We start from the raw sequence: 24,636 nt of genomic DNA, 5'->3' as shown, positions 1-24,636 counted from the left end.
GGGCGGTCGGATCAGTGGGGCCGCAGGATCTGGCAGTGGGTCGCGGTCAGGACGTCATGACCATCCGCGCCGAGATCGTGGACGGGGGAGCCTGCGTCGAGCTGCACGGCGATGTGTGGCGGGGGCGCATAGGCGCCGACGAGATCGACGCATGGATCGACCTCTACAAGCGCCTGCGGGACAGGCGCAGGGGGCGCTACGCCGAGAAATACGCGCCGGCGCTGACGGAGCTGCTGCGCGCAAGAAAGACGCTCGCGGAGATGTGCGCCGATCACGCTGAAGGAGAAGGCCGATGATGAAGAAAGACCCAGATTTCGAGGCTGCGGCGAACGTCGCCTTCCGCGCAACCGGCGCCGAGCTGCGCCAGTTCATCGAGAGGCTCGAGCAGATCGAGGCCGAGCGGCGCGACCTTGTCGATCGCAGGCGCGAGGTCATGGACGAGGCCAAGGCGCGCGGATACGACGCCAAGGCCATTCGGCAGATCGTGAAAGAGCGCGGCAGAAGCCGCGAGGAGCTGGCCGAGGAGCAGGCCGTACTCCAGCTCTACCGCGACGCGCTGGGGATGTGAGATGCCTAGGCTGAGCAAGGAGCAGTGGGCCGACGTCAGGGCCGAGCGCGAGGCTGGCGCGACATTCCGAGAGCTGGCCGAGAAGTTCGGCGTCAGCGACGCCGCGATCGTCAAGCGCGCCAAGGCAGAGGGATGGGGCGACGGCTCCGACGTTCGCGAGCAGATCCGCCGGAAAGTTAGCGAAAAGGTTAGCGGACTCGTTAGCGGTGCTGACCCGAAAAGAAGGGCCGAGGCGCTCGACAGGGCCGCCCAGCGCGCGGCCGAGGTCATCGAGCGACACAAGGCAGACTGGGAGCAGCACCGCCAGCGTTTCGGGGCCGTCACGACCGATTTCGAAAGCGGAAAGCACGCCAAGATCAATGCCGAGATGCTGACCATCCGTCAGCGCGGCGAGCGCTTGGCCTGGGGGCTGGAGGACACCAACCCGGCGCCGAAGATCGAGATCAAGCGGGAGTGGTGATGGGCGAGGCCATGGAAATCCGGATCGCGCCGCCCGAGCTGCACCCGGGGCAGCGCCGGATCCTGGACGATCCGGTCCGCTTCAAGGTCGCGTCATGCGGGCGGCGCTTCGGCAAGACGCGTCTCGCCTGCGAATGGCTGACGCTTCTGCCGGGCGCCGCGATCGAGGGCAGCCCGGTCGCGTATTTCGCGCCGACCTACAAGCTGCTGTCCGAGGTGTTCGGCCTGATCGAGCGCACGATGGCGGGCGTGGCGAAGCGCGTGAACCGGCAGGAGATGCGGATCGAGCTGGTCACGGGCGGGGTCGTCGACTTCTGGACGCTCGAGGACCCGGACGCCGGGCGCGGGCGGCGCTACCGGCGGATCGTGATCGACGAGGCGGCCCATGCGCGGCATCTGCGCGACGCGTGGGAGCAGGCGATACGGCCGACGCTGACGGACTTCCGCGGCGAGGCGTGGTTCATCTCGACGCCCAAGGGCCTGAACTTCTTTCACGATCTGTTCCGCCGCGGCGAAAGCGCCGAATACCCGGACTGGACGTCCTTCCACATGCCGACTGCGGCGAATCCGCACATCGCGCCGGAAGAGATCGAGGAGGCCCGCGCCCAGCTGCCCGAGCTTGTGTTCCGGCAGGAATACCTGGCCGAGTTCGTCACGATGGGCGCCGGGCTGGTCAAGCCGGAGATGATCCGCCTCGGCGCCGCCCCGCGCGACCTGCCGATCACGCTTGGCGTGGACCTTGCCATCTCGACGCGGGACGGCGCGGATTTCACGGCCATCGTCGCGATGACACGGGACCCGAAGACAGGGACGGTCTACGTGGTCGAGGCCGAGCGCTTCCGCGGCGAGTTCAGGGAGATCGTCGAGCGCATCAAGGCATCGGCCGAGCGCCACCGGGCGAAGCTGGTCGCGATCGAGCAGACGCAGTTCCAGGCGGCGGTCGTGCAGGAGCTGGCGCGCACGACGAAGCTGCCCATCCGCGGGGTGCGACCGGATCGCGACAAGGTGACGAGGTTCCTGCCGCTCCTGACGCGCTACGAGCAGGGCATGGTCGTGCATGACCTGTCTGGCGTGCCGCCCTGGTTCCGCGACGAGCTTCTCGCCTTCCCAGAGGGACAGCACGACGACGGCGTCGACGCCGCCGCGCATGCGTTCGCCGCGCTCGGCATGTCGTCGGGGCCGGTGGTCATCCCCGGCCGGAGGGTGTTCTGATGGCCCTGTGCGCGACGATGGAGATGCTGGCCGAATACGTCGGCCCGAAGACGGCGCTGAAGCTTGCGGAGGCCTTCGGTGGCACCGATCTTCGCGTCCCGAGGCGCCGGGCTGGAAATACCTGGGCGAAACTGGTTTCGGCCCTTGGCGATGAAGAGGCAGCGCGATTCGTACACCTTTTTTCCGGCGAGCGTATCTACGTTCCGACCAACGCGGACGGACAGAGAGAGCAGCTGAGGAACGCCATCATTCGCGAACTGCGCAATGGGCGCAGCCCCGAAGAGGTTGTCGCTAACGTTCGTACGATCGGCCCAGTGAGCGTAAGGCACGTCCGCCGGATCGCCAGAAATGTCCGACAGGAGATCGAAGCGCGCCAGATGCAGTTTGCGAGTCTGCCTCCTAAGAAGTGATCCGATAGCCATCTTTTTGTCGGACAGAGGTCCGCCAGATTTGAGCGCTGCAGTATGGCATCGTCACTGCATGGCACGCACACCTTCCACACTCACCTCCGCAATCTCCATCGAGCGCGTCCTGTCGCGCTTCACATGGATCGGGGACGCGGACGAGCTGCTTCACCGCCTTGGCGTCAGCCGCGCAGCCCTGCGGCAGGTGGCCGACGACGACGAGGTGGCTTCGGCCCTCGAGACGCGGAGACATGCGGTCGTCGGCACGCCATGGCGCATCGAGGGCCAGCGCGCGCGGGCGAGAGATTTCGTCTGGTCCGAGATCGAGCCTCACGCCGTGGATATGATGGAGGCGATCTGGGAGGCGGTCCCCTACGGATACGCAGTCTTCGAGGTCGTGTTCGCGGATCGCGGCGGCGGGCGCATCGGCATCGAGCGCATCGTGCGGCTGCCGTTCGACTGGTACGTCGTGCAGCCGGACGGAACGCTGCTGCGCCGCGACACGATGCAGCCAGAGGACGTGCCGGAGAAGTTCTTCTTGACCGTCCACAACGGCTCCATCCGCAAGCCGATGGGCGAGGCGCTGCTGGCCAAGGCGTGGTGGCCGTGGTTCTTCCGCACGCATGGCTGGAAGATGTGGTCCAGGTTCCTCGAGAACACGGCCGTGCCTCTCCTGGTCGGGCGTTCGGCCACGGATCGCGAGGCGGTGATCGAGCAGCTGAAGGCCATCACGTCAGGCCCGGCTGTCATCGTCGGCCCGGACGAGGACGTCCAGCAGCAGGGCCAGTCGCCATCGCGAAACTTCGAGGCCTTCGAGGAGGCCTGCGCGCGCCGGATCCAGCGGCTGATCCTCGGCCAGACGCTGACGTCGGGCACCGACGGCGGATCGGGCAACCGCGCCTTGGGCGAGGTGCACGAGCGCGTGCGCGAGGAAAAGCGCCGCGCCGATATCCGCGTGGTGGTTCGCACGATGCAGACCGTGGTCGACCGCCTGTCGTGGCTGAACGGCTTCGGGCGCGGGCTGTCGTTCGTCATGGAGGATGCCAAGAGCCTCGAGGCCGACCGCGCGTCGCGCGACGAGGTGCTCTGGCGGCAGGGCGTCCGTTTCACGCCGCGCTACTACGAGGAGAAATACGGGCTTGAGCCCGACGATTTCGCCATCGATCGACCCCAGGACGGAGGCCGGGCGGCGTTCTCGCTCTCCGCCGGACAGCAGCGCTTCACCGACGGACAGCAGCGCATCGAGGACGCGATCGCTGGCCTTTCGGAGGCGGCGCATGGCCCGATCCCGCCGGAGGCCATCGCATCGGCGATACGCGGCGCGCGGGACAAGGCCGAGCTGGCCGCGCGGCTGGCGGTCGTGGCCGCCGGCGCCGATGACCGCACGTTCAGGCAGATGCTGGAGCGCGCGATGATGGCGGCCGACCTCACGGGGGTCGTCGAGGCGGAACGCACCGCGGAGGATTGAGATGCCCGCAGCGGATGGCGGCGGCATCTCGTTCGATGCGCCGTTCCACATCCAGATCGCCCAGGCGCGCGCCCTGGCGCCGATGCTGGCCGAGGCGTTCTACGGGCTGACGCCGGAGAAGCGCGCGCTGGCGTTCACGGTCTCCGGGCTGGCGCGCCTCGACCAGGTGCAGGCGGTCGCCGACAGCCTTATCCGGGCCGAGGAACAGGGCTGGTCATTCTCCAGGTGGAAGGCCTGGGCCGAGACGCAGGAATGGACTCTGCCGCGCCACCGGCTCGAGACGATCTTCCGCACGAACCTGCAGACCAACTACATGGCCGGGCATTGGCGCAATTTCGAGCTGGCGCGCCGGTCGAGGCCCTGGCTGATGTTCGACGCCATCAACGACAGCCGCGTGCGCCCGAACCACCTTGCGCTGGATGGCGTGATCCGGGCGGTGGACGATCCGGTATGGGACAGGATCAGCCCGCCGCTCGGCTTCAATTGCCGCTGCACGCTGCGCTCCCTGTCGGATCGCGCCGCGCGCCGGCGGGGCGGACGGACGCAGGTCGTGCCCGCCGAGGGGCGGGCCGACGGCGACGGGTGGGGGAGGCGGCCGGCCGGTCAGCGGAGAGAATTGGCCGCCGCCGCGGCACGGAGAATGGAGCAGGCTCCGGTGCTCGCGGGCGACAGTTCCGCCATGCGGCGGTTTCGCGCGCTCCTGTCGGGGGCTGACGCCGGCATGGTGACGCCCGAGATCCTGCGCGAGGCGATCGGAGACGCGGTCTGGGATGCGGCCGTCGAAGCGTTGGCTGCGCGTGACCTGCCGCCCGAATTTCGCGACCTGACCGAGGTGGAGCGCGTCGCGCTTCACATCTGGACTCGCGACGTCGCTCGCGATGCCTGGTTCAGGCGGATCAATGCCTTCCTGCGCGCCTCCGAGGCGCCGACCGACGCGGCGTTGCTTCCGTTGATCGTCGCGATGCGATCCGGGCTCGCCAAGCTGCCGCCAGCGCGCCGCCCGCTCCTGTTCCGGGCGGAGAAGGTCGGTCGGAAAGGCATCGAAACCTATCTGAAGCGTTTCCCGGAAGGAAATGCGATCTCTCCTGGCGGGTTCATGGCAACGACGCCGCACCATGACCGGATCTTGAAGGGTTCGGTGACCATCGTGGTCGATGGGAACGCAGGGAGGTGGATCGGTCCGCTGTCGGCCTATCCGGAACAGGATGAAGTTCTGTTCGATCCCGCCGCCGCGTTCATGGTAGACCAAGTGATGAGGACCAAACATGGCGCAGTCGTATGGCTGAGACAGTTGTGAAGATCACGCGCTGGACCACGGGCCACACGGTCATCGAGGACCGCCGCAGCCCGCGCGCCCCGCTCAGCGAGCGAGAACGGGCGCGCTTCGAGGCCGCAACGGCCATGATCGAGCGCGCCCGCGAAGAGGCGATCGCCAACGGCGAGATAGATCCGGAGAAGCTCGAGGACGACAGCGACCTGCCGGAAGGGGATCGCGCCCTTCTGGCCCGCATGAGCGACGTCGGCGAATGGGTCGGAGAGGTGATCGAGCTCGACGAAAACGGCGACGTCATCCGCCGCTATGCCATCGACGAAAACGGGAATCCCGTGGCCGACCCGTGAATTCGCGGCGGTCCGCCCCGGCGCCATGGCTGAAGGCGGTTCGGGGCGGCGGATTTCAATCGCTCACGTCGCGGGAGGATGCCGCTCAACGACTCCTGGAACGCCGTGGCCGACCGATGAGGGCCGCTGCAGCCGCTTCGTAAAGTCCCAGCAGATGCTCGGCCCGATCGAGTTCCGAGCCGAAGCCCTGGCGGCGGTAGAGGCGGTCGATCGCGCGGTCCAGCGCGCGGTGGGCGGCGCGCAGGTCGAGAAAGGTCAATTGAATGACGACGCCCCGCAAGGTGCTGCAACACCGTGCGGGGCGGGAATGGGGTTCAATCAACCCCGGGGACTTGTCCGGTCCGTCCCCATAGATGCACGAAAACTCGTGGACGGCAACAGAAAAATCTCCGCTCGGAGCACGCTCCAATCGCACCGCCGCACCGGCGAAAAACATCTAAGTCTGTAAAATAGCTTGATAAAGTTGTCGGACCGGTGTCCGCACAACTCGCTTCGTCGTGTGTGTCACGATCTCGCCGGAGACGGTGCAAGGGGAGACCGCGCATGAGCAACACCACCCAGCGGACGGCGAGCGTGACGTTCGCGGTCAGCCACGAGAGCCAGGAGGACGGCCCCGTCCGCTTCCATGGCGTGGCCTATTCGGGCAACCCGGTCGATCAGCACGGGCAGAGGTTCGTGGTCGATCTGTCCGCGGTGCGCGAGGCCGAGATCCCAATCCTCACCGACCACGACAACGAGATCGACGCCCTGGCAGGCAAGGGCCGCATCTTCGTGGCCGAAGCCGAGGACGGCGGGCGGGAGCTGCGCATCGAGGGCCAGCTGTCGCGCACCACCGGGGCCGGGCGCCAGATCTCCGGGCTTCTGGCCGAGGGCTTCCCCCTGCGCATGTCCATCGGATTCAAGGCCAGATTCGAGGAACTGAGCGACGAGGCCGAAGTCAACGGCCGACCGGTGCGCGTGGACTTCGTCCTGCGCGATCCGATGATCCACGAGGTGTCCTTCGTCGCTGTCCCCGCCGACCAGTTCGCCGGCGTGCGCGAGGTGATGATGTGCGCCGATCTCGAGCCTCAGCAGGCCGACGCCGCGCCGCAGGAGGATCCCGAGCGGGCAAGCCTCGAAGCCGAGCTTGCGGCCGCGACCGCGCGCGTCACCGAGCTCGAGGCGCAGATCGCCGAGATGCGCGCCGAACTTCGCAGGCAGCGTCTGAGCGCGGCGTTCGCATCCCATGGGCGCGAGGCGCCCGACGACATCGGCCCTTGGGTCGAGATGAGCGACAAGGCCTTCGATGCCGCGCTCGCCGCCCTGTCCGAGGCCGGAGCGAGGCCGCCCGTCGATCCGAAGCTGTTCCGCTCGTCCGCGATCGACCGCGCCTCGAGCGGCGGCATCGAACCGTCCGACCGCCTGTTTCAAGCGGTCGAGGCTCTTTCAACGCGCAATCGGGTGAACTGACATGCCGACCTACCTCAAGCAGACCGCAGGCGCATTCGTGAAGTACGAAGCGCCCATGGGCTATTCGCGCGACGAAGTGACCGTCGTCGCAGGACAGAACCTGACCGCCGGGACCGTGGTCGGCCGCATCGCCGCCAGCGGCAAGATCAAGGCGTGGGATCCGGCGGCCACCGACGGCTCCGAGACCGCAATCGGGGTCATGGCGGCCGATGCCGACGCGACGAACGGAGACGTGCAGTCCGTCATCGTGGCCCGCCATGCCATCGTCGTGGACTCCGACGCCCTCGTCTGGGTGGGCGCGCCCACTCAGGCGCAGAAGGACGCCGCCGTCGCCAGCCTGGCGGCCGCCGGGATCCTCGCCCGCAATACCGCCTGACGGAGGATATCACATGCTCACCGACGCCTTCGATTCCGCCACTCTCACGGCCGCGATCAACAGGTTCCCCGTCCAGTGGGGGCGCATCAACCAGATGGGCCTGTTCGCCGACGAGGGCGTGCGCACGCGCGAAATCCACATCGAGGAGCGCGCGGGAACCCTCGCGGTGCTCGATGCCCACGAGTGGGGCGGCAACGGAACCGTCGCCGCGCCCGAGACGCGCCTTGTCCGCGCCCTGCACATCCCGCAGACGGTGCACAACGACAAGGTCCTGCCGGACGACATCCAGGACATCCGCGCCTTCGGCTCGGACAGCGCGCTCGAAAGCGCGCAGGGCGTCGTCGCGCGGCGGCTGCAGCGCATGCGCGCCAAGCACGACATCACGCTGGAATGGCGCCGCATGGGCGCGCTGAAGGGCGTCGTCGCCAATGCGTCCGGCTCGACCATCGTCGACCTGTTCAGCGCGTTCAACGTGACGCCCGTCTCGATCGACTTCGAGCTGGGCACGGCGACGTCCGACATCCGTGCCAAGTGCGAGCAGGTCGTCGACCAGATCGCCGACAATCTCGGCGACGACGCCATGACCGGCGTGCGCGCGCTGGTCAGCCCCGACTTCTGGCGCCGCCTCGTGACCCACGCCAACGTCGAAAAGTTCTTCGTCAACTGGCAGAACGCCTCGGTTCTGGCGTCCGGCGAGACCAGGCGCGGCTTCACCTTCGGCGGCGTCACCTTCGAGGAATACCGGGCCAATATCGGCGGGCAGGCCTTCCTCGCCGCCGGCGAAGGCCATGCCTTCCCCGAGGGCACGATGGACACCTTCGCGACCTACTACGCGCCGGCCGACTTCAACGAAACCGTCAACACCATCGGCCAGCCCTTCTACGCGAAGGTCCGCCAGGTCGAGTTCGAGCGCGGCTACGAGCTGCACACGCAGTCGAACAGCCTGCCCATCTGCAAGCGCCCGGCCGTCCTGGTCCGGCTGTTCAGCTCGAACTGATGGAGGACGCCATGCAGGTGAAGCTGCTCGAGGCCATTCAGAACGGAACGCAGGTCATCAACGCAGGCTGCGTGATCGACCTCCCCGAGGCCGAGGCCAAGGCGCTCATCCGCGAAGGCCGCGCTTCGGCCGTCGCGCAGGACGACGCCAAGGCGAGCGCCGGCAAGGCGAAGCCGGGCGCCAAGTGAACGAGGTGAGGGGTGGCGATCATCGAGAAGGTCGATCTCGAGGCGCGCTTCGGGCCCGATGAAATCGCGCGACTGTCGGATCGCGACGCCGACGGGTTCGAGGACGCGGGCGTGATCGATGCGGCCATCGCCGACGCCGAGGCCGAGACCGTCGCGCGCCTCGGCCCGGCGCTCTCCGGCCCGCTGCCGTCGCCGGCGCCCGAGATGCTCAAGCAGATCGTCGCCGTCATCGCCCGCTACAACCTCGCCCGGCGCGACGTCGAGCCCGAGCACCCCTACTACGTCGCCTACCAGGATGCGGTCGCCACGCTGCGCGACGCGGCCGCCGGCAAGGTGGAGCTGGCCGACCTGTCCGGCGCGCCCGTGTCCGCGCCCTCGCTGATGGCGTTCGGCCCGAGCCGCAGCTTCACCGACGACGCGCTGGCGCCGATGTTGCCGAGGTGGCCGCGATGATCACCGTCACGGTCGACGACGAGGCGGTCCTGACGGGATTGCAGCGGCTTTCCGGCCGGCTCGACGACATGCGCCCCGTGATGGCGGAGATCGGCGAGGCCCTGCGCGAGGCCTCGATGGAGGCCTTCGCCGACCAGTCGTCGCCGGAAGGGGCGGCGTGGCGGCCGCTGAGCCCCGTCACGATCGCGAGGCGGCGCGGCACGGCGCATCGCATCCTGCAGGACAGCGGCGTCCTGCGCCAGAGCATCACGCGCGACGTCGACGGCCCCCGCAGCGTGGTCGTCGGATCGCGGGTCGAATACGCCGCCACGCACCAGTTCGGGGCGCGGAAGGGGGCGTACGGCCGCACCTCGCGCGGCGCGCCGATCCCGTGGGGCGACATCCCGGCGCGCCCGTTCCTGGGCGTCTCCGAAGAGGCGCGCGCCGAGGTGCTCGACGCCGTCGCGCAGTGGTTGGAGGACGGGTCGTGAGCGTCGTCACGGACGTGGCCGAGCGGCTCGAGGCCTCGGTCCAGCAGCTGGCCGGGCGCGTCGGCACGGCGTTCGACCTGAGCCTGCTGATGGGGCGAGAGATGCGGCTCGCCGCCTCGCCTTTCGCCTGGGTGCTGCCCGGCGCGATCGTGGGGCGCTCGGATCAGGGCATCAGCGGCGCATGGCGTCAGCCCGTCTCCAGACAGGTTTCGGTCGTGCTCGCCATCAGGGCGCAGGACGGACAGGCCAAGGCGGACAGGCCGGACATCGAGGCTCTGATCGCGGAAGTCATGGCCGCGCTCCTGGGCTTCGAGCCGCCGTCCATCGCCGCGTCCGCGCGCGGAACCATGACGCTTGTGCGCGGCGACCTCGTGTCGATCCGCGCCGGCGTCGTCATCTACGCCCTCGATTTCGCGGTCGAGGATGAATGGAGGTCTCAATGAGCAGCAAGATCGAGCGCCCGACGAGCGGCGGCGCATGGGTCCGGGACCCGAAGACCGGAAAGCTTGAGCCGGCGGCGAAGGCCGGCAAGGAGGGCGCGAAATGAGCCGCTTGACCCGCAAGACGGTCGTCCAGGCCAAGCTGGAAACCGCCTACGGAACGGATCCCGGCGGCTGGGCCGGATCGGATGCCGTCAAGATCTTCAACGCGTCCGTCAACCTTGTCCAAGACGAGGTGTCGCGCGATCTCCTGCGCCCGACGCTTGGGGCGAGCGAGAGCCTGATCGCCGCTCGGCGGGTCGAGATCTCCTTCGACGTCGAGGTTGCCGGCGCCGGCACGTCCGACGCGCCGCCCGCCTGGGGGAAGCTGTTGCGCGCCTGCGGCTTCGCCGAGACGGTGGTCACCGGATCGCATGTCGAATACACGCCGATCTCGGACGGGTTCGAGAGCCTCGCCCTGCGTTACGTGGTCGACGGCGTGACCCATCTCGCGCTTGGCGCGCGCGGCACGGCGACCTGGACGCTCGACGCCTATTCCCGGCCGATCGTGCACTTCGAGTTCACCGGCCTCGACGGTGGATCCGTCGCCGCCAGCGCGTCCGGGTCCTATGCCGGATGGCAGACGCCGAACACGGTGCGGCCGGCGGCAAATTCCAGCCTGTTGATCGGCCCGAGCTATGTTCCGGCCAGCGGAACGCTGAGCGGCGGGACGGCCGTGAACATGAGGGAATTCCGCATCGACCTGAACGCGACGGTCAACCACATCCTGCTGCTCGGTTCCGAGCGGGCGGAGATCACGGATCGCGCGGTGCAGGGCAGCCTGTCCGTCGAGCTGGCCGCAGGCGACGAGGTCGCGTGGCTGAACGACATCCGCGACATCGCGCTGACCTCGCTTGGCTTCCAGCACGGATCGCAGGCGGGCAACATCGTGCGCCTGTTCGCGCCGGCGGTGCAGCGCAGGTCGCCTTCCGTCGTCGACTACGACGGCACGGTCCTGCTCGGGACCGAGCTGACGCTGCTGCCACAGTCCGGCGATGACGAACTGACGGTGGTGACGGCATGAACGATCTCGACGCCTTCGCGCCTCAGCCGGAGATCGTCCGCATCGGCGAGCGCGACGTCGCCGTCGAGCCGATCAGGGTTCGTCAGCTGCCCGCTTTCGGAAGGGCGGTCGCGCCGATCCTCGAGGCGCTCAACGCCGGTCAGGATCCGGCGGCGGTCGCATTGCGAATGTCCCAGAACGTCGTCGATCTGGTCATCGCGGCGACCGATCTCGACCGCGCCTTCATCGAGGACCGTCACCCGGACGACCTGGTGCGCCTGTTGTCCGTGGTCCTGCGGGTGAACGCGGATTTTTTCGCCCGCCGCCTCGCCCCGGCGCTGACCGAGGCGATGCAGGCGGCGACGGAGATGGCGAGTGGGCCGGCGTCTTCGCCTACCTCGTCAGGAAAGGCCACCGCCTCGACGAAGTCCTCGGCCTGACGCTGGCCGGGTTGCGGGCGCTGGTCGACGCGCATGCGGAGTTGGACGCCATGGATGACCGCAAGCTGCTGATTTCGGTTCGGATGGCTGTCTGGGGCGCGCCGGAAGATCTGAAGCGCATCCTGGGCGCCGGTTCCGATCGCGGCCGCATCGACGACGTTGACGCCGCCGCGGCGGCGCTTGGCCTGGGGGTCCCCGCCGATGAGTGAAATGCGGGTTGGGCTGCGCGTCGACGCGGATACCGCCAAGGCCAGGAAGGAAATCGACGAGACGGCGAAGTCCGTCGAGCGGATGGGCGACAAGGCCAGGGCGTCCGGCAAAAAGGCGGCGGAAGGCGGGCGGGAAACACAGGGCGCGATGACGCTGGCCGCGGGATCCGTCGCGAACCTGACGGCCCAGTTCAACGACATCGGGCAGATGCTGGTGGCCGGGCAGAGCCCGCTTCTTCTCGCGATCCAGCAGGGCACGCAGATCACGCAGGTTCTGGGCCCGATGGGCGCGCGCGGGGCTGTGCAGGCGCTGGGCCAGGCGTTCCTGTCCATGCTGTCGCCTCTGAACCTCGTCACGCTCGGCTCCATCGCCGCGGGCGCGGCGCTCGTGCAATGGCTGACCTCGGCCAGCGACGAGGCGCGGTCCCTGGCCGACGAGATCGACGATCTTTCCCGCAGCGTCCGCGATTTCGAGAAGCTTCGCGAGCTGTCCCTCTCGCCTCTTGCGGAGCTGCGGATCGATTTCGGCGACTCGGCCGCGCAGGTGCGCGAGCTTTATGCGGCGCTGGCTGACCTCGCCTTGCTCGACGCCACGAACAAGATCGCCGACGCGGCGGAGGCGATGCGGGACGAGCTGGGCGACCTGACCGGATACGTCCGGCAGCTGCAGTCTCTGGACAATGCGCTGAGGCTTGGCGAGCACCCGGATGACCAGGCAAGGGTGCGCCGACGTATCCTCGCCAACCTGCGCGAGGATTTTGGCCTGACGGAGCAAGAGGCCAGGGCTCTGGCGGAGGCGCTCGACCAGCTGGGCGCGGCGGCGGGGCCAGAGGACGTCGCGGCGGCCGTCAGCGAGATCAACGACGCGTTCGACGGGGTTCTGGCGCGGGCGAAGGATCTGCCCGCCGCCACGCGCGAAGCGGCGCGGGCAGCAAAGGAGATGGCCGTCGAGACCGTCAAGATCAAAGTCGCGACGGATGGTCACGCGCGATCGGCCGAGAAGGCGCGGCAAGAGGCGGAGGCATTGCTGGCGGCGCTCGGTGACGAGGCCGCGATCCGCGCCGCGATCAAGGCCTTTGGCGAGGACAGCGTCGAGGTCGAACGTCTGCGCGTCGAGCAGGCGCGCGCAGCCTTCGCCGCCCGCGTGGACGAGATGCGCATCAGCGAGGACCTCAAGCAGGCGCTGATGGAGGCCTGGGACGCCGCGCGCGGCATAGCCGACGAAGACATCGCGGGCGGCCTCGCCGCGGCGGCGGATCAGGCCGCGGCGCTCGCCAGCCAAATGGAGCGCGCCTCGCGGGCTGCCGAGAACGCCGCCGCAGCCGCCGCCAGCGCCGCGAAGGAGAGCGAGCTTCGCCGCCAGTACAAGGACGACCCCGTGGCGCTGGCCGGCGAGCTGGCGGCCCTGCGCTTCAAGGCGCGCGTCGGCGACTACTCCGGGTTCGATCCGATCCTGCGCTCCGAGATCGACAAGCGCCTCGCCGAGACCGTGGCGGCGGCGCAGGCGGAGGCGCGCAACCGGCAGGCCCTGGCCGCGGAGAGCAGGACGCGCGCGCGACGCCCAGGCGGGCGTGCGCAGGACGACACGGACAGGGCCCGCGCCGCGTTCGAGCGGCTGCGCGCCAGCGTGGACGACGCCTACGCGGCGCAGAAGCGCTACGCGGATGCGGAACGTGTGGCGAACGAAGCGGTCAAGAACGGCATCGTCAGCAAGGAAGCGGCCGCAGACGTGCTCGCCCGCGTCCGGCAGGCCATCGATGATGCCACGCGCGCCGCGCAGGAGAACTCGGCGACGGGATGGCAGGCCGTGACCGATGCGCTCGACGCCTACGCCCAGAAGGCTTCGGATGTCGGCGGTCAGATCGGCGACGCCATCGTCGGCGCTTTCAATTCGGCGGAAAACGCCGTGGCGAACTTCGTTCGGACCGGCAAGCTGGACTTCCGCAGCCTGGCCTCGTCCATCATCGCCGATCTCTCGAGGATCGCGCTGCGCAAGATCCTGCTTGAGCGTGTCGCCAAGGCCCTTGGGTCTGCCTTCGGCGGCGGCACGTCCGCCTCGATTTTCCATGCCGGCGGCGTGGTCGGCGGCGCCGCACCGTCCCGGACCGTGCCCGCGATGGTCTTTGCCGGGGCGCCGCGCATGCACGGCGGCGGCTGGGCCGGGCTGCGGTCTGACGAAGTGCCCGCGATCCTGCAGCGTGGCGAGCTGGTCCTGTCGCGCCGCGAGGCGCGGGCCTACGCAGCCGGCGGAGGCGGTGTCAACGTCACCATCATGGCGCGCGATGTGGAAAGCTTCCGCCAATCGCGGGCCCAGGTCGCCGCGGACATCGCGCGCGCCGTTTCTCTCGGGCGGAGGGGGCTGTGATGGCGTTTCACGAGGTCCGGTTCCCAGTGGACATCAGCCGAGGCGCGCGCGGCGGGCCCGAACGCAAGACGCAGATCGTCGAGCTCGCCTCCGGCGACGAGGAGCGAAACGCCAGCTGGGCGAACAGCCGGCGGCGCTACGACGTCGCCTACGGGATCCGCAGCGCCGACGATCTGGCGGCGGTTGTCGCCTTCTTCGAGGCGCGGAACGGGCGGCTCTACGGTTTCCGCTTCAAGGACTGGGCCGACTACAAGTCATGTCTGCCTTCGCAGGCGCCGTCGCCGACCGACCAGGTGATCGGAACCGGGGACGGCGCGACGACGTCGTTCCAGCTGGCGAAGGTCTACGCCTCGGGGGCGCAGAGCTGGACGCGGACCATCTCCAAGCCGGTCGCGGGCAGCGTGACCGTCGCGCTCGACGGCGTCGAGCAGGCCGCCGGCTGGTCCGTCGACGTCGCCACCGGCCTCGTGACCTTCGACGCCGCCCCGCCTTCCGGCGCCGCCATCACCGCCGGCTTCGAATTCGACGTTCCCGTCCGCTTCGACACCGACGCGCTCGACGTCACGCTCGACATCGAGCGGCTCGGGTCCATCGCGTCGATCCCCTTGATCGAGGTGCGCAGATGACCGGACAAGTGCGAAGCCCGCATCCGCGCGCCGGCGAGATCGTGATCGGAATGGTCGCGCTCTACTGGGGAGCCGCGGTCTCGATCTGGCCGAACGACCCCGGCCTGAGCTGGGCCGGGCTGGACTACGAGACGGCCCGCTGGCGCGGGATCATCTGCATCCTGTCCAGCATCTTGCTCGCCATCGGATGCCGCGTGAACGGCATGTGGCGCTACTCGCCGGTCGTGAGGGCGGCCGGCCTGGCCGGGATCGCCAGCGTGTCCGGCCAGCTTGCGTTCGCCGCCTTCGGCACGTCCGGCAGCACATGGGCGATCTACTCCGGGGCGACGGCTGCGTGCGTTTCCATCCTCGTCGGGACGGCGATCGACGCCGTCGCGGTGCTCAAGCGTGGGGGACCCTATGCCGCTCGACATTGAACTGCTGCGCGAGCCGATCGTGATCTACGGGCTGATCGTCGTCGGCCTGATCATCTATCGGCAACCGCTGACCGAATGGCTGCAGCGGAAGTCGCGCATGCTGGAGCTGGCGGCGACGGGCGTGGGGCAGCTGCGCGAGAACCTGGACCAATGGCACGTGACCAACGCCGAGGTCATCAAGCTGCGGCGCGCAGCCGAGGAGACCCTGGCCGAGACGCGCATGATGCGGGCCGAGATCGAGGCATTGCGGCGCAACGTCGGGGACGGCGTGAGCACGCTGCACCGCATGTCCGAGCGTCTGGCCGTCATCGAGGGGAGGAAGTCGCGATGAAGGTCTCGGCTGACGGCATGCTGGCGATCGCGCGCTTCGAGGGCGTCGTCCCCGCGCCGTATCTCGACGCCGCCGGCGTCTGGACGTTCGGCATCGGTCACACCGCAGCTGCCGGTCCGCCCGATCCGGCGACCATGCCCCGCGGGATGCCGGAGGATCTGGAGGCCGGGATCCGCGAGGCGTTCCGGGTGTTTCGCAACGACCTTGCCCGCTACGAGGCCGACGTCTCGCGCGCCGTTACCGCGCAGCTTGAACAGCACGAATTCGACGCGCTGGTGTCGTTCCACTTCAACACGGGCGGCATAGCGCGGGCCGAGCTGACGCGGCGCCTGAACGAGGGCGACAAGGCCGGGGCCGCGGCCGCATTCATGAATTGGCGGCGGCCGGCGTCGATCATTCCGCGCCGCGAGGCGGAGGTCTGCCTGTTCGTGACGGGCAGATACCCCGGCGGACCGATCCCTGTGTGGGCTGTGGACGGGACGGGCGAGATCCGCTGGTCGGAACCTGTCCGCCGCCTGACGGCAGGCGAGGCGCGCGCACTTCTGCCGGCGCGGGGGCCGGATATGCGGCTTGGCTTGTGGCTCGCGCGCGCGCTCGAACTGATCCGCAAACTGCTTCGGAGGTGATCCATGCGCTACATCCGCCCGCGGTCGCTCACATGGTGGTCAGGCGTACTGGCGACGACCACCGGCGTTGCGGCGCTGGCCGCGCCCGCGTCCGAACCCGTTGGCGAGCTCGGCCGGCTGCTGGCGCTGTTCGCCGGTTCCGGCGACGCGTCTCCGGCGGGCCTGATCTTCCTCGGTCTCGGCCTCATCGGCGTCCGCGACCGTCTGGAGCGGGGGTTCCGGGGCGATGCTTGATTTCATCTCCGGGTTCATGGCTGGTGGCGCGCTCGGGATGCTGATCGTGGCCCTGAGCGTCGCCGCCTCGCGTGGGAGGCGCGGAGATTGATGGTGGGAACGTTTCGCCCCGCATTCACAGGTGAGGCGCGCCGCCGCATCACGCGACTTGATCTCCGCGTTGCGCGTGCGCCGGCGGCGCCGACGCCAGACTGGCCAGACAACACCGTCGCGCTGTGGCTGATCTTCGGCCAGTCGAACGCCGAGGGCTACGCGCCCTGGCGGCAGGACCCGGCCAAGGCGGACCCGGCGCAGGCGGTCGCGTTCCTGAGCGCGGCCGAGCGCGCCGTGCATCCCTGGTGGCGGCTGAGCTCGCGCGGGGCGGGGGCGACCGCCGGCCGCTTCGAGGCGCAGGGGCTGGCGACGGACGCCTCGCCGCGCACCTCGGGCAAGGTGTGGACCACGGGCGCGAACGGCATCCCCGAGGGCACGGCCTCGTTCGGGCCCGAGATCGGGCTCGTGCGGCATGTGCTGGGCGGCGGCGCGCCGGCCTCGTGGCGCAACGACGCGGCGCCCAGTCTCTACATCCTCAAGCAGACCGAGGGCGGGCGCTCGGTCGATCACTTCCGCTGGGGCGGGCCGGGGCAGGACCTGATCCTGACCGCGCTGCGCCAGAGCTCGGGCGAGACGCTGACCTCGCTCGCGGCGGCGAAGACGGTGCTGATCCAGGGGCTGATCTTCGTCATCGGCGAGAAGGACAGCACCACGCTGCACCCGAGCGGCGCCTCGATGGCCGAGAGCCTGGACGTGCGCTTCGCCGACTGGGTGCGCCAGATCCGCGCCGCGCTGGGGGTCGAGGCGCCGGCGGTCTTCGTCGAGATCTTTGATGCGCTCGACGCGCGCAAGCAGACCGCCAATGCGCGCCTGCACGCGCTGGCCGCCTCGATCCCGAACGCGGCGGTGATCGCGCGCGATCCCGCCTGGCAGACGGTGGGCGACGGCATCCATTACGACGCGGCCGCGCAGGCGGCGATCGGCGACGCGGTCTTCGCCCATTTCCGCCAGAGCTACGGGCGGCCGGGCGACGGGCTGGTGACGGGCTTTCCCTTCGCCGGGCTGCGGCCGTGGTTTCATGTGCCGCCGCTGTTCATCGACGACGGGGGCACGAACATGCGCATCGCCGCCACCCCGGCGGCCTCGGGCACGATCCACGCGCTGGTCACCGACGCCGACGCGCCCGTTCCCGACGCCGCCGCGATCCGCGACGCCTCGGCCGCCGCGCCGGGCTTTCGCAAGGCCGTGACGGCGGATCAGGAGGCGGTCTGGTGGTCGGGCTCGGGCGTGTTCCAGTCGAACGTGACGCAGGACTGCCATTTCGTGCTCGAGGACGCCGCGGGCCAGCTGGGCGAGGTGGCGACGGTGCGGCGCTGGGCGAACGCCAAGTTCGCGCCGGACCTGGCGCTGGTCTCGACGGCGGGCGGGGCGGCGTCGTTCTCGGTGCGGCCGGCCTTCACGGGCGATCTGAGCTGGGCGCTGCATGCGGGCGCGCGCGGCTTCATGCGCCCCGAGGACGTCGAGACCGCGGCCTTCGAGCCGGTCGATGCGGGCCAGATGGCGGTCACGGCCAACACGGACGTGCAGATCGACGTCACGGGGCTGACGCCGGGGCAGGAATACACGCTGCTCGTCACGGGCCGGAAGAACGGGACCGAACGCGCGGTGACCCAGTCGGAATCGGTGATCGCCGCATGAGAAGGAGGGAAGCGTGGTCTCAATCAGATCCTACGCCGGAGAGCCGCTCTTCCTGCGGCTGACGGTCCTCGATGAAGACGGCGCGCCGATCGACGTGTCCGGCGCGTCCATCCAGATGGCCATCGGGCCGGTGGGCAGCACCGATGCGCTGGCCACGTTCGCCGCCCACGCGCAGGTGGTCGACGGACCGTCCGGGCGCGTGGACATCGTCGTCCCGGCTGCCGAGGCGGACGCCGGCATCCCGACGGATCGCAGCCTGGCGCTGGCGGTGTGGGTGGACGGCTATGTCCACCTGGCCGGTCTCCTCACGCGCCAGTCCATCCCCGTGCCGGAGTGACGTTGCGATGGCGTTGGACCTTATCGGGTGGCTGCTGGCGGGTCTGGGCGCCTTGCTGGGCGTCGTTGTCGGGGGGTTCTTCGGTCGCGCCAGAGGGCGGCGCGAAGGCAGAAGGGAGGCGGAGCGCGATGCGCTGGAACGGATGCACGAACGGATCGAGAGCGGGCGCTCGGCGGTGCGCGATGGCCGCGACGCTGGCGATCCCGCTGAGCGGCTGCGCCGCAACGACGGGCGCTGGTGATGCGGGCTGCGCGGCCTATGCCGAGGCACGTCTGGCGCGCCCGCCTGCTGCGTCGCTGGTCGAAGTGCCGCGCCCGTGGGCGCTGTGGATCGCCGACCTCGATGATCGCATGACGGGAACCTGCCGATGAAGTCCATCTCTCCAGAACTGCAGGCGCATCTCGACGACGGCACGACGACGCTTGCCTGGTGCTGGCGGATCACGCGCGCCGACGGCGAGGTGTTCGGCTTCACCGACCATGACCGGACGCTGAGCTTCGACGGCGTCGACTTCGAGCCGGAGAGCGGCTTCACCGCCGCCGAGATCCGCTCCGCCTCCGATCTCGCGGTCGATGCGCAGGACGCCGAAGGCGCGCTCAGCTCTGATCGCATCACCGAAACCGACATCATCGACGGGCGCTGGGACAACGCCGAGGTAGAGGTCTGGCGGGTGAACTGGCAGGACGTCTCGCAGCGCGTGCTGATGCGGCGCGGGGCCATCGGTCAGATCCGGCGCGGGCGCGTCGCGTTCACGGCGGAGGTGCGCAGCCTGTCCCACGTGCTCAATCAGACGGTGGGCCGGACGTATCAGGCGACCTGCGACGCCGCGCTGGGCGACGCGCGCTGCAAGGTCGACCTGGAGGATCCGGCTTTCAAATCCGCAGGTTCTGTGACGGGCATTCTGCGCGAGCGCAGTTTCTCGGTCTACGGCCTCGAGGCCTTCGAGGCTGGCTGGTTCGCGTTGGGATACGTCGAGTGGACGAGCGGCGCGAACGCCGGCCGTTCGGCTGAGATCGCGGCGCATGAGATCGCCGACGGCGTCGTGACGATCACGCTGCTCGAGCCGCCCGTGCGCCAGGTGTCGGTCGGCGACGCTTTCGTCGCGCGCGCCGGCTGTGACAAGCGGATCGAGACGTGCCGCGCGAAGTTCGCGAACGCCGCCAATTTCCGGGGCTTCCCGCACATTCCCGGCCAGGACGCGGTGATGCGCTACGCGACGCGCGACGGCGGGCACACGGGAGAGGTGCTGTGACGGCGGACCCGGAACTGGTGATCGCGGCGGCGCGAGCGTGGCTGGGCACACCCTACCACGACCAGGCGAGCCTGCGCGGCGTCGGCTGCGACTGCCTCGGGCTCGCGCGCGGGGTCTGGCGCGAGGTTGTGGGGCCTGAGCCTTTCCCGATCCCGCCCTATAGCCGCGACTGGGGCGAGACGGGGCCGCGCGAAGTGCTCGCCGAGGGGGCGAGGAGCATGATGATCGAGATCTCTCCGGCCGAGGCCGGGCCGGGCGCGCTGGTCCTGTTCCGCATGGCGCGGCGCGCGATCGCGAAGCACGTCGGCATCATGACGGGGCCGCGCAGCTTCATCCACTCCTACGAGCGCCTCGGCGTGATCGAGGAGCCGCTCACGCAAGCCTGGCGGCGGCGCATCGCCTACGCCTTCCTGTTCCCTGCCCGGGGCGAGGTCTGACATGGCGACGGTGATCCTGGGCGCGGCGGGCGCGGCCATCGGCGGGGCGATCGGCGGGTCGATCCTTGGCGTCGGCGGCGCGACCATCGGCGCCTTCGTCGGCGCGAGCATCGGGTCGGCCATCGACACCTACATCATCTCCTCGGTGCTCGCGCCGTCGCAACGCGTCGAGGGCGCGCGGCTCGATCAGCTGACCCTGACGTCCTCGACGGAGGGCGCCGTCATCCCGCGCGTCTATGGACGCATGCGCATCGGCGGCAACGTGATCTGGGCGACCGACTTTCGGGAGGAGCGCAAGACCAGCACCGAGGGCGGCGGCAAGGGCGGCGGCGGCGGCAAGGTCACGACGACCGAGTATCTCTACTACGCCAGCTTCGCCGTGGCGCTTTGCGAAGGGCCCATCGCCGGCATCGGGCGGATCTGGGCGGACGGGAAGCCGCTGGACATGACCGGCGTGACCTGGCGCTGGTATCCAGGCGACGAAGCGCAGGAGCCCGATCCGTTCATCGCGGGCAAGATGGGCGCCGACGGCACGCCGGCCTATCGCGGCACAGCCTACGTCGTCATCGAGGATCTGCCGCTGGCGAATTTCGGCAACCGCCTGCCGCAGATTTCGTTCGAGGTGTTCGCGCCGCTGGCCGATCCGGACACGCTCGAGGGTCTTGTGAAGACCGTCACAATGATCCCGGCGTCGGGAGAATGGGTGTATGGCACGACGGCCGTGCGCAAGGGCGCGCGCGGCGCGCAGACGGCCGAGAACCTTAACGCCGACAACGACAAGACCGACATGGTCGTGTCGCTGGACCGTCTCGAGGCGAGCGCGCCTCACGTCGAAATGGTGAACGTCGCCGTCGCCTGGTTCGGGGACGATCTGCGCGCTGCGGAGTGTCGCCTGCGACCGGGCGTGGACGATGCCGCGAAGACCACCACGCCGCTGACCTGGGAGGTGAACGGGGTCACGCGCGCGACGGCGCATGCGGTCAGCCAGGACAGCTACGGCCGCGCGGCCTATGGCGGCACGCCGGCTGACGTGGCCGTGCTCGAGGCAATCCGAGAGATGAAGGCGCGCGGCCTGCGCGTCGGCTTCTATCCGTTCATCCAGATGGACATCCCGTCCGGCAACGGGCTGCCCAACCCCTGGCAGGGCTCGCAGGACTTCGTCTATCTCGGCGACGGCTTCGGATTTGGCACGAACGGGATCATCCTCGCGGGCGCGCAGGACGACCTGTTCTCGGCCAATCATCAGAATCCCAATCCCATCAACGGAGACTGGTGGGATTGGGATACAATCGGCGTCGAGGAGGCGGTCATCGTCCGCGACTTCGACTTGCGCGCCTTGGGCATCAGCGCCGCTCAGGTGGACGCGGGACTCGTGCAGGTGTCCGTGGCCGGCACGGCGGGCAACTTTTTCTTGAACTGGGGTACTCCCTACCTGGACGTGTTCGGCATTCCAGAGGCTGCCGGGGGCGGAAAGGACTTCCAGGCTTCGGTGCTGGCCGGCGGCGTGTGGGCGAACCCGTTCGCGGGCAACCCGGACAGTTTCTCGCTCACGCGCACGATCCCGCCCGGCTCTCGCTGGATCAGGCTGCAGTTCCGCGCGGACGTGGCGGCGATCGCGGTCAACCTGACGCAGCTAACGATCGGCCAGGTTGATCTGCGCGAACGCGAGACCAGCCAGCCCGCCCACCCATGGCGGGGGCGCATCACGGTGGACCCTGCGCCCGGACTGCCAGGCACGGCGGACAAGACGGCCGACGCGGCTACGCAGATCGCGGCGTTCTTCGGCGCGGCGACGCCAGCGGACTTCGCGGTGTCCGGCGATGAGGTGACGTGGACAGGAGATCCGACCGAGCAGAGCTACCGGCGCATGGTGCTGCACTACGCGCATCTGTGCGCGGCGGCGGGCGGCGTGGACACGTTCCTGATCGGATCGGAGCTGCGCGGCCTGACGAGCGTGCGCGACGACACCGGCGCCTACCCTGCCGTGCAGCAGCTGATCAGCCTGGCGGCGGATGTGCGGGCGATCCTTGGCCCGGACGTCGAGATCAGCTACGCCGCCGACTGGTCGGAGTATTTCGGCCACCATCCGCAGGATGGCAGCGGGGACGTGATCTTCAATCTGGATCCGCTGTGGGCCGATGCGAACATCGACTTCGTGGGCATCGACTACTACGCGCCGCTCTCCGACTGGCGCGACGGCTTCGAGCATGCCGACGCGGCCGAGGGCTGGCCCTCGATCTACGACCGCGGCTACCTGCAGGCGCAGATCGAGGGCGGCGAGGGCTACGACTGGTTCTACGCTTCGGAGGATGACCGCGCCGCGCAGATCCGCACCCCGATCACGGACGGCGCGGCCGGCAAGCCCTGGGTGTTCCGCTTCAAGGATCTGCGCAGCTGGTGGTCGAATCCGCACTACGATCGGCCCGGCGGCGTGGAGAGCTCCACGCCGACCGCCTGGACGCCGGAGTCGAAGCCCATTCGGTTCACCGAGATCGGCTGCCCGGCCATCGACCGCGGCAGCAACCAGCCGAACGTCTTCTTCGACGCGAAATCCTCGGAGAGCGCGCTGCCCTGGTTCTCGCGCGGCTGGCGCGACGACGCCATCCAGCGCGCCTATCTCGAGGCGGCGTATCTCTACTGGTCGGATCCCTCCCGCAACCCGACGTCCAGCGTCTACGCCGGCCCCATGGTCGACATCGCCGGATCGGCGGCGTGGACGTGGGACGCCAGGCCATATCCGTGGTTCCCGGCGCTGACGGACGTCTGGGCGGATGGCGAGAACTGGCGCCGCGGGCATTGGCTGACCGGTCGCCTCGGCGCTGCGTCTCTGGCGGCGTTGGTGCGCGACATCTGCGCGCGCGCGGGCCTGCCCGAGGATCGCATCGACGTGTCCGGCCTGTGGGGCGCGGTCGACGGGCATGTGATCGCGGCGCTGGAGTCCCCGCGCGCGTCGATCACCACGCTGGCGCGGCATTTCGGCTTCGATGCCGTCGAGAGCGAGGGCGTCATCCGCTTCGTCATGCGCGGGCGGGGGCCGGTGGCGGGGGTCGCGCCGGACGATCTTGTGACTGCGCGCGAGGGCGACGTGCTCGAGCTGACGCGCGGCCAGGAGACCGAGTTGCCGCAGGCGCTGAAATGGCAGGTCGCGCGCGCGGACGAGGATTATGAGGCGGCCCAGGTGGAGGCGCGGCGCATCACGGTCGATTCCTCGCGCGTGACGTCGGAGACCTTCCCGATGGCGGCGCCGCCAGAGGAGGCCGAACGCCGGTGTCGGCGCGCGCTGATCGAGGCCTGGGCGGGGCGCGAGGGCGCGGTCTTCCGCCTGCCGCCGTCGCGCCTGGCGCTTGATCCGGCCGATGTGGTGACTCTGGATCACGACGGGCGCGCGACGCCGATGCGGATCGTCTCGGTCGCCGACGCAGATGCGCGCGCCGTGGAAGCCGTCCGGCAGGATCGCGAGGCCTACGACCTGCCGCCCGGCGGATCGCGGGCCAGCGCGCTCGCGCGCATGGCGGTCTTTGGCGCGCCCGAGGTTGTGTTCCTTGACCTTCCGCAGCTCACCGATGATGCGCCTGCCCATCGACCGCGCATCGCCGCCTTCTCGGTGCCGTGGCCGGGCGAGATGGCGGTGTTCCGCAGCCCATCGACGGACGGGTTCGAGCTGCTGACGGCGCTCGGCGCGCAGGCGCGCATCGGCACGCTGGTCACGGACTTCCACGCCGGGCCGACTTCTCGCTTCGATCATGGCAACGAGATGATCGTCGATCTGCTGACCGGCACGCTCGAGAGCGTCACCGACATCGCTCTGTTCGGCGGCGCGAACGCGATTGCGGTCGAGAGCGCGCCCGGGGCCTGGGAGATCGTCCAGGCCGGCGAGGCGGAGCTGCTGGCGCCCGGCCGCTACCGGCTCACGCGGCTGCTGCGCGGCCAGCGCGGCACCGAGTGGGCGATGGGCGATCCGACGCCGGCCGGCGCGCGCGTCGTCGTGCTGGACGAGGCTGTCCCGTCTCTGCCCGTTTCCGAGGCCGATCTCGGCATTCCGTGGAACTGGCGCATCGGCCCCGCCACGCGGCCGGTGAGCGACGACAGCTACGTCGCCGCCGAGTTCACGCCCGATGGCGTCGGGCTGCGGCCGTTCTCGCCGGCCCATGTCGAGCAGCCGTGGCGCAGGCCGCGAACGCCGGGCGATCTGACCATCAGCTGGATCAGACGGTCGCGCGCGCTCGCCGCGGACAACTGGCGGCCGGCAGACGTGCCCTTGGGCGAGGATTCGGAGGCCTACGAGGTCGAGATCCTCGACGGCGCGACGGTCAAGCGGGTGCTGAGCTCGACCACCACCAGCGTGCTCTACGCCGAGGCCGATCAGGTTGCGGACTGGGGCGCGCCTCTGGGGCCCGGCGACAGCCTGGCGGTGCGCATCTACCAGATTTCGGAGGCGGTCGGGCGTGGCGCGCCGGCTGACTTCGTGCTGAGTTTCTGAGGGGGA

30 protein-coding genes and 2 pseudogenes are annotated in these 24,636 nt (G+C 69.6%); 31 read left to right on the top strand and 1 reads right to left on the bottom strand.

Translation table 11 applies throughout. The features are described from left to right. Nucleotides 1-35 precede the first annotated feature (35 nt). From LY05_RS01490 to LY05_RS01455, 8 genes are all read left to right on the top strand, one after another. Nucleotides 36-296, top strand: coding sequence for a hypothetical protein (locus LY05_RS01490; protein ID WP_148921840.1), 261 nt, complete (start codon nucleotides 36-38; stop codon nucleotides 294-296). Then, complete coding sequence (locus LY05_RS01485; protein WP_346265222.1) at nucleotides 293-568, top strand: DUF2312 domain-containing protein; 276 nt, start codon at nucleotides 293-295, stop codon at nucleotides 566-568. Before LY05_RS01490 ends, LY05_RS01485 begins: the two co-directional genes overlap by 4 nt. A 1-nt stretch (nucleotide 569) precedes the next feature. After that, nucleotides 570-1,028 (top strand): helix-turn-helix domain-containing protein, encoded by a 459-nt coding sequence (locus tag LY05_RS01480; RefSeq protein WP_148921839.1) that lies wholly within the window; start codon nucleotides 570-572, stop codon nucleotides 1,026-1,028. Further along, entirely contained in the window at nucleotides 1,028-2,239 is a 1,212-nt protein-coding gene (terL, locus tag LY05_RS01475) for a phage terminase large subunit (RefSeq protein WP_170258731.1), read from the top strand. Before LY05_RS01480 ends, terL begins: the two co-directional genes overlap by 1 nt. Continuing rightward, a complete protein-coding gene (locus tag LY05_RS01470) occupies nucleotides 2,239-2,649 on the top strand; it encodes a hypothetical protein (protein ID WP_170258729.1) in 411 nt (136 codons plus the stop codon). The genes terL and LY05_RS01470 overlap by 1 nt, the downstream gene beginning before the upstream one ends. A 70-nt stretch (nucleotides 2,650-2,719) precedes the next feature. After that, nucleotides 2,720-4,111: a phage portal protein family protein gene (locus tag LY05_RS01465; protein ID WP_170258727.1), complete on the top strand. Its 1,392-nt coding sequence runs from the start codon at nucleotides 2,720-2,722 to the stop codon at nucleotides 4,109-4,111. A gap of 1 nt (nucleotide 4,112) precedes the next feature. After that, the gene (locus LY05_RS01460; protein WP_148921835.1) at nucleotides 4,113-5,408 is read left to right on the top strand and encodes a phage minor head protein; all 1,296 of its coding nucleotides are present in this window, start codon (nucleotides 4,113-4,115) and stop codon (nucleotides 5,406-5,408) included. After that, a complete protein-coding gene (locus LY05_RS01455) occupies nucleotides 5,390-5,731 on the top strand; it encodes a hypothetical protein (RefSeq protein WP_125458991.1) in 342 nt (113 codons plus the stop codon). Before LY05_RS01460 ends, LY05_RS01455 begins: the two co-directional genes overlap by 19 nt. A gap of 85 nt (nucleotides 5,732-5,816) precedes the next feature. On the opposite strand, the gene LY05_RS15060 is transcribed toward LY05_RS01455, so the two are convergent. Then, nucleotides 5,817-5,990: a type IIL restriction-modification enzyme MmeI gene (locus LY05_RS15060; protein ID WP_170258725.1), complete on the bottom strand. Its 174-nt coding sequence runs from the start codon at nucleotides 5,988-5,990 to the stop codon at nucleotides 5,817-5,819. Nucleotides 5,991-6,274: 284 nt separating this feature from the next. Between LY05_RS15060 and LY05_RS01445 the strand changes: the two genes are divergently transcribed. From LY05_RS01445 to LY05_RS15620, 23 genes and pseudogenes are all read left to right on the top strand, one after another. Then, a complete protein-coding gene (locus tag LY05_RS01445; RefSeq protein ID WP_148921833.1) occupies nucleotides 6,275-7,180 on the top strand; it encodes an HK97 family phage prohead protease in 906 nt (301 codons plus the stop codon). A 1-nt stretch (nucleotide 7,181) separates the two neighbouring features. After that, the gene (locus LY05_RS01440) at nucleotides 7,182-7,556 is read left to right on the top strand and encodes a head decoration protein (protein ID WP_148921832.1); all 375 of its coding nucleotides are present in this window, start codon (nucleotides 7,182-7,184) and stop codon (nucleotides 7,554-7,556) included. 13 nt (nucleotides 7,557-7,569) lie between these two features. Next, nucleotides 7,570-8,553 (top strand): major capsid protein, encoded by a 984-nt coding sequence (locus LY05_RS01435; protein ID WP_148921831.1) that lies wholly within the window; start codon nucleotides 7,570-7,572, stop codon nucleotides 8,551-8,553. Nucleotides 8,554-8,564: 11 nt separating this feature from the next. Then, on the top strand, nucleotides 8,565-8,741 hold the full coding sequence (locus tag LY05_RS15055; protein WP_170258723.1) for a hypothetical protein: 177 nt from the start codon (nucleotides 8,565-8,567) through the stop codon (nucleotides 8,739-8,741). 12 nt (nucleotides 8,742-8,753) lie between these two features. Next, nucleotides 8,754-9,194: a phage protein Gp36 family protein gene (locus LY05_RS01430; RefSeq protein WP_148921830.1), complete on the top strand. Its 441-nt coding sequence runs from the start codon at nucleotides 8,754-8,756 to the stop codon at nucleotides 9,192-9,194. Further along, nucleotides 9,191-9,664 carry a phage virion morphogenesis protein gene (locus LY05_RS01425; RefSeq protein ID WP_148921829.1) on the top strand — a complete coding sequence of 158 codons (474 nt, stop codon included), beginning with the start codon at nucleotides 9,191-9,193 and terminating at the stop codon, nucleotides 9,662-9,664. Before LY05_RS01430 ends, LY05_RS01425 begins: the two co-directional genes overlap by 4 nt. Continuing rightward, nucleotides 9,661-10,107: a phage tail terminator protein gene (locus LY05_RS01420; RefSeq protein WP_148921828.1), complete on the top strand. Its 447-nt coding sequence runs from the start codon at nucleotides 9,661-9,663 to the stop codon at nucleotides 10,105-10,107. The genes LY05_RS01425 and LY05_RS01420 overlap by 4 nt, the downstream gene beginning before the upstream one ends. Before the next feature lie 100 nt (nucleotides 10,108-10,207). Further along, nucleotides 10,208-11,167, top strand: a complete 960-nt coding sequence (locus LY05_RS01415) for a phage tail tube protein (protein WP_148921827.1) — start codon at nucleotides 10,208-10,210, stop codon at nucleotides 11,165-11,167. Further along, on the top strand, nucleotides 11,164-11,586 hold the full coding sequence (locus LY05_RS01410) for a DUF6631 family protein (RefSeq protein WP_148921826.1): 423 nt from the start codon (nucleotides 11,164-11,166) through the stop codon (nucleotides 11,584-11,586). The genes LY05_RS01415 and LY05_RS01410 overlap by 4 nt, the downstream gene beginning before the upstream one ends. Nucleotides 11,587-11,636: 50 nt before the next feature. Further along, nucleotides 11,637-11,795 (top strand): hypothetical protein, encoded by a 159-nt coding sequence (locus LY05_RS15050; protein WP_170258721.1) that lies wholly within the window; start codon nucleotides 11,637-11,639, stop codon nucleotides 11,793-11,795. Beyond that, nucleotides 11,788-14,160 carry a phage tail tape measure C-terminal domain-containing protein gene (locus LY05_RS01405; protein ID WP_249041821.1) on the top strand — a complete coding sequence of 791 codons (2,373 nt, stop codon included), beginning with the start codon at nucleotides 11,788-11,790 and terminating at the stop codon, nucleotides 14,158-14,160. The genes LY05_RS15050 and LY05_RS01405 overlap by 8 nt, the downstream gene beginning before the upstream one ends. After that, entirely contained in the window at nucleotides 14,160-14,786 is a 627-nt protein-coding gene (locus LY05_RS01400; protein ID WP_148921825.1) for a DUF2460 domain-containing protein, read from the top strand. The genes LY05_RS01405 and LY05_RS01400 overlap by 1 nt, the downstream gene beginning before the upstream one ends. Beyond that, entirely contained in the window at nucleotides 14,783-15,202 is a 420-nt protein-coding gene (locus tag LY05_RS01395; protein WP_148921824.1) for a hypothetical protein, read from the top strand. Before LY05_RS01400 ends, LY05_RS01395 begins: the two co-directional genes overlap by 4 nt. Continuing rightward, the gene (locus LY05_RS01390; protein ID WP_148921823.1) at nucleotides 15,186-15,533 is read left to right on the top strand and encodes a hypothetical protein; all 348 of its coding nucleotides are present in this window, start codon (nucleotides 15,186-15,188) and stop codon (nucleotides 15,531-15,533) included. The genes LY05_RS01395 and LY05_RS01390 overlap by 17 nt, the downstream gene beginning before the upstream one ends. After that, a complete protein-coding gene (locus LY05_RS01385; protein ID WP_148921822.1) occupies nucleotides 15,530-16,159 on the top strand; it encodes a lysozyme in 630 nt (209 codons plus the stop codon). Before LY05_RS01390 ends, LY05_RS01385 begins: the two co-directional genes overlap by 4 nt. A gap of 3 nt (nucleotides 16,160-16,162) precedes the next feature. Beyond that, on the top strand, nucleotides 16,163-16,393 hold the full coding sequence (locus LY05_RS01380) for a hypothetical protein (protein WP_148921821.1): 231 nt from the start codon (nucleotides 16,163-16,165) through the stop codon (nucleotides 16,391-16,393). 90 nt (nucleotides 16,394-16,483) lie between these two features. Then, nucleotides 16,484-18,124 (top strand): sialate O-acetylesterase, encoded by a 1,641-nt coding sequence (locus LY05_RS15505; RefSeq protein WP_148921820.1) that lies wholly within the window; start codon nucleotides 16,484-16,486, stop codon nucleotides 18,122-18,124. Nucleotides 18,125-18,137: 13 nt separating this feature from the next. Continuing rightward, entirely contained in the window at nucleotides 18,138-18,461 is a 324-nt protein-coding gene (locus LY05_RS01370) for a hypothetical protein (RefSeq protein ID WP_148921819.1), read from the top strand. A 7-nt stretch (nucleotides 18,462-18,468) separates the two neighbouring features. Next, the gene (locus LY05_RS01365) at nucleotides 18,469-18,702 is read left to right on the top strand and encodes a hypothetical protein (RefSeq protein WP_148921818.1); all 234 of its coding nucleotides are present in this window, start codon (nucleotides 18,469-18,471) and stop codon (nucleotides 18,700-18,702) included. 126 nt (nucleotides 18,703-18,828) lie between these two features. Then, complete coding sequence (locus tag LY05_RS01355; protein ID WP_148921816.1) at nucleotides 18,829-19,713, top strand: DUF2163 domain-containing protein; 885 nt, start codon at nucleotides 18,829-18,831, stop codon at nucleotides 19,711-19,713. Further along, nucleotides 19,710-20,150, top strand: a complete 441-nt coding sequence (locus tag LY05_RS01350; protein WP_148921815.1) for an NlpC/P60 family protein — start codon at nucleotides 19,710-19,712, stop codon at nucleotides 20,148-20,150. Before LY05_RS01355 ends, LY05_RS01350 begins: the two co-directional genes overlap by 4 nt. A 1-nt stretch (nucleotide 20,151) precedes the next feature. Continuing rightward, nucleotides 20,152-21,300 (top strand): annotated as a pseudogene (locus tag LY05_RS15625) (baseplate multidomain protein megatron); the annotation flags it as partial. Between the two features lie 525 nt (nucleotides 21,301-21,825). After that, nucleotides 21,826-24,630, top strand: a pseudogene (locus tag LY05_RS15620) (baseplate multidomain protein megatron); the annotation flags it as partial. Nucleotides 24,631-24,636 lie beyond the last annotated feature (6 nt).

Source organism: Oceanicella actignis (assembly GCF_008124525.1).
Lineage (GTDB): Bacteria > Pseudomonadota > Alphaproteobacteria > Rhodobacterales > Rhodobacteraceae > Oceanicella > Oceanicella actignis.
The sequence above is the reverse complement of the archived record's forward strand: the minus strand, read 5'-3'. Positions and strand labels throughout refer to the sequence as shown.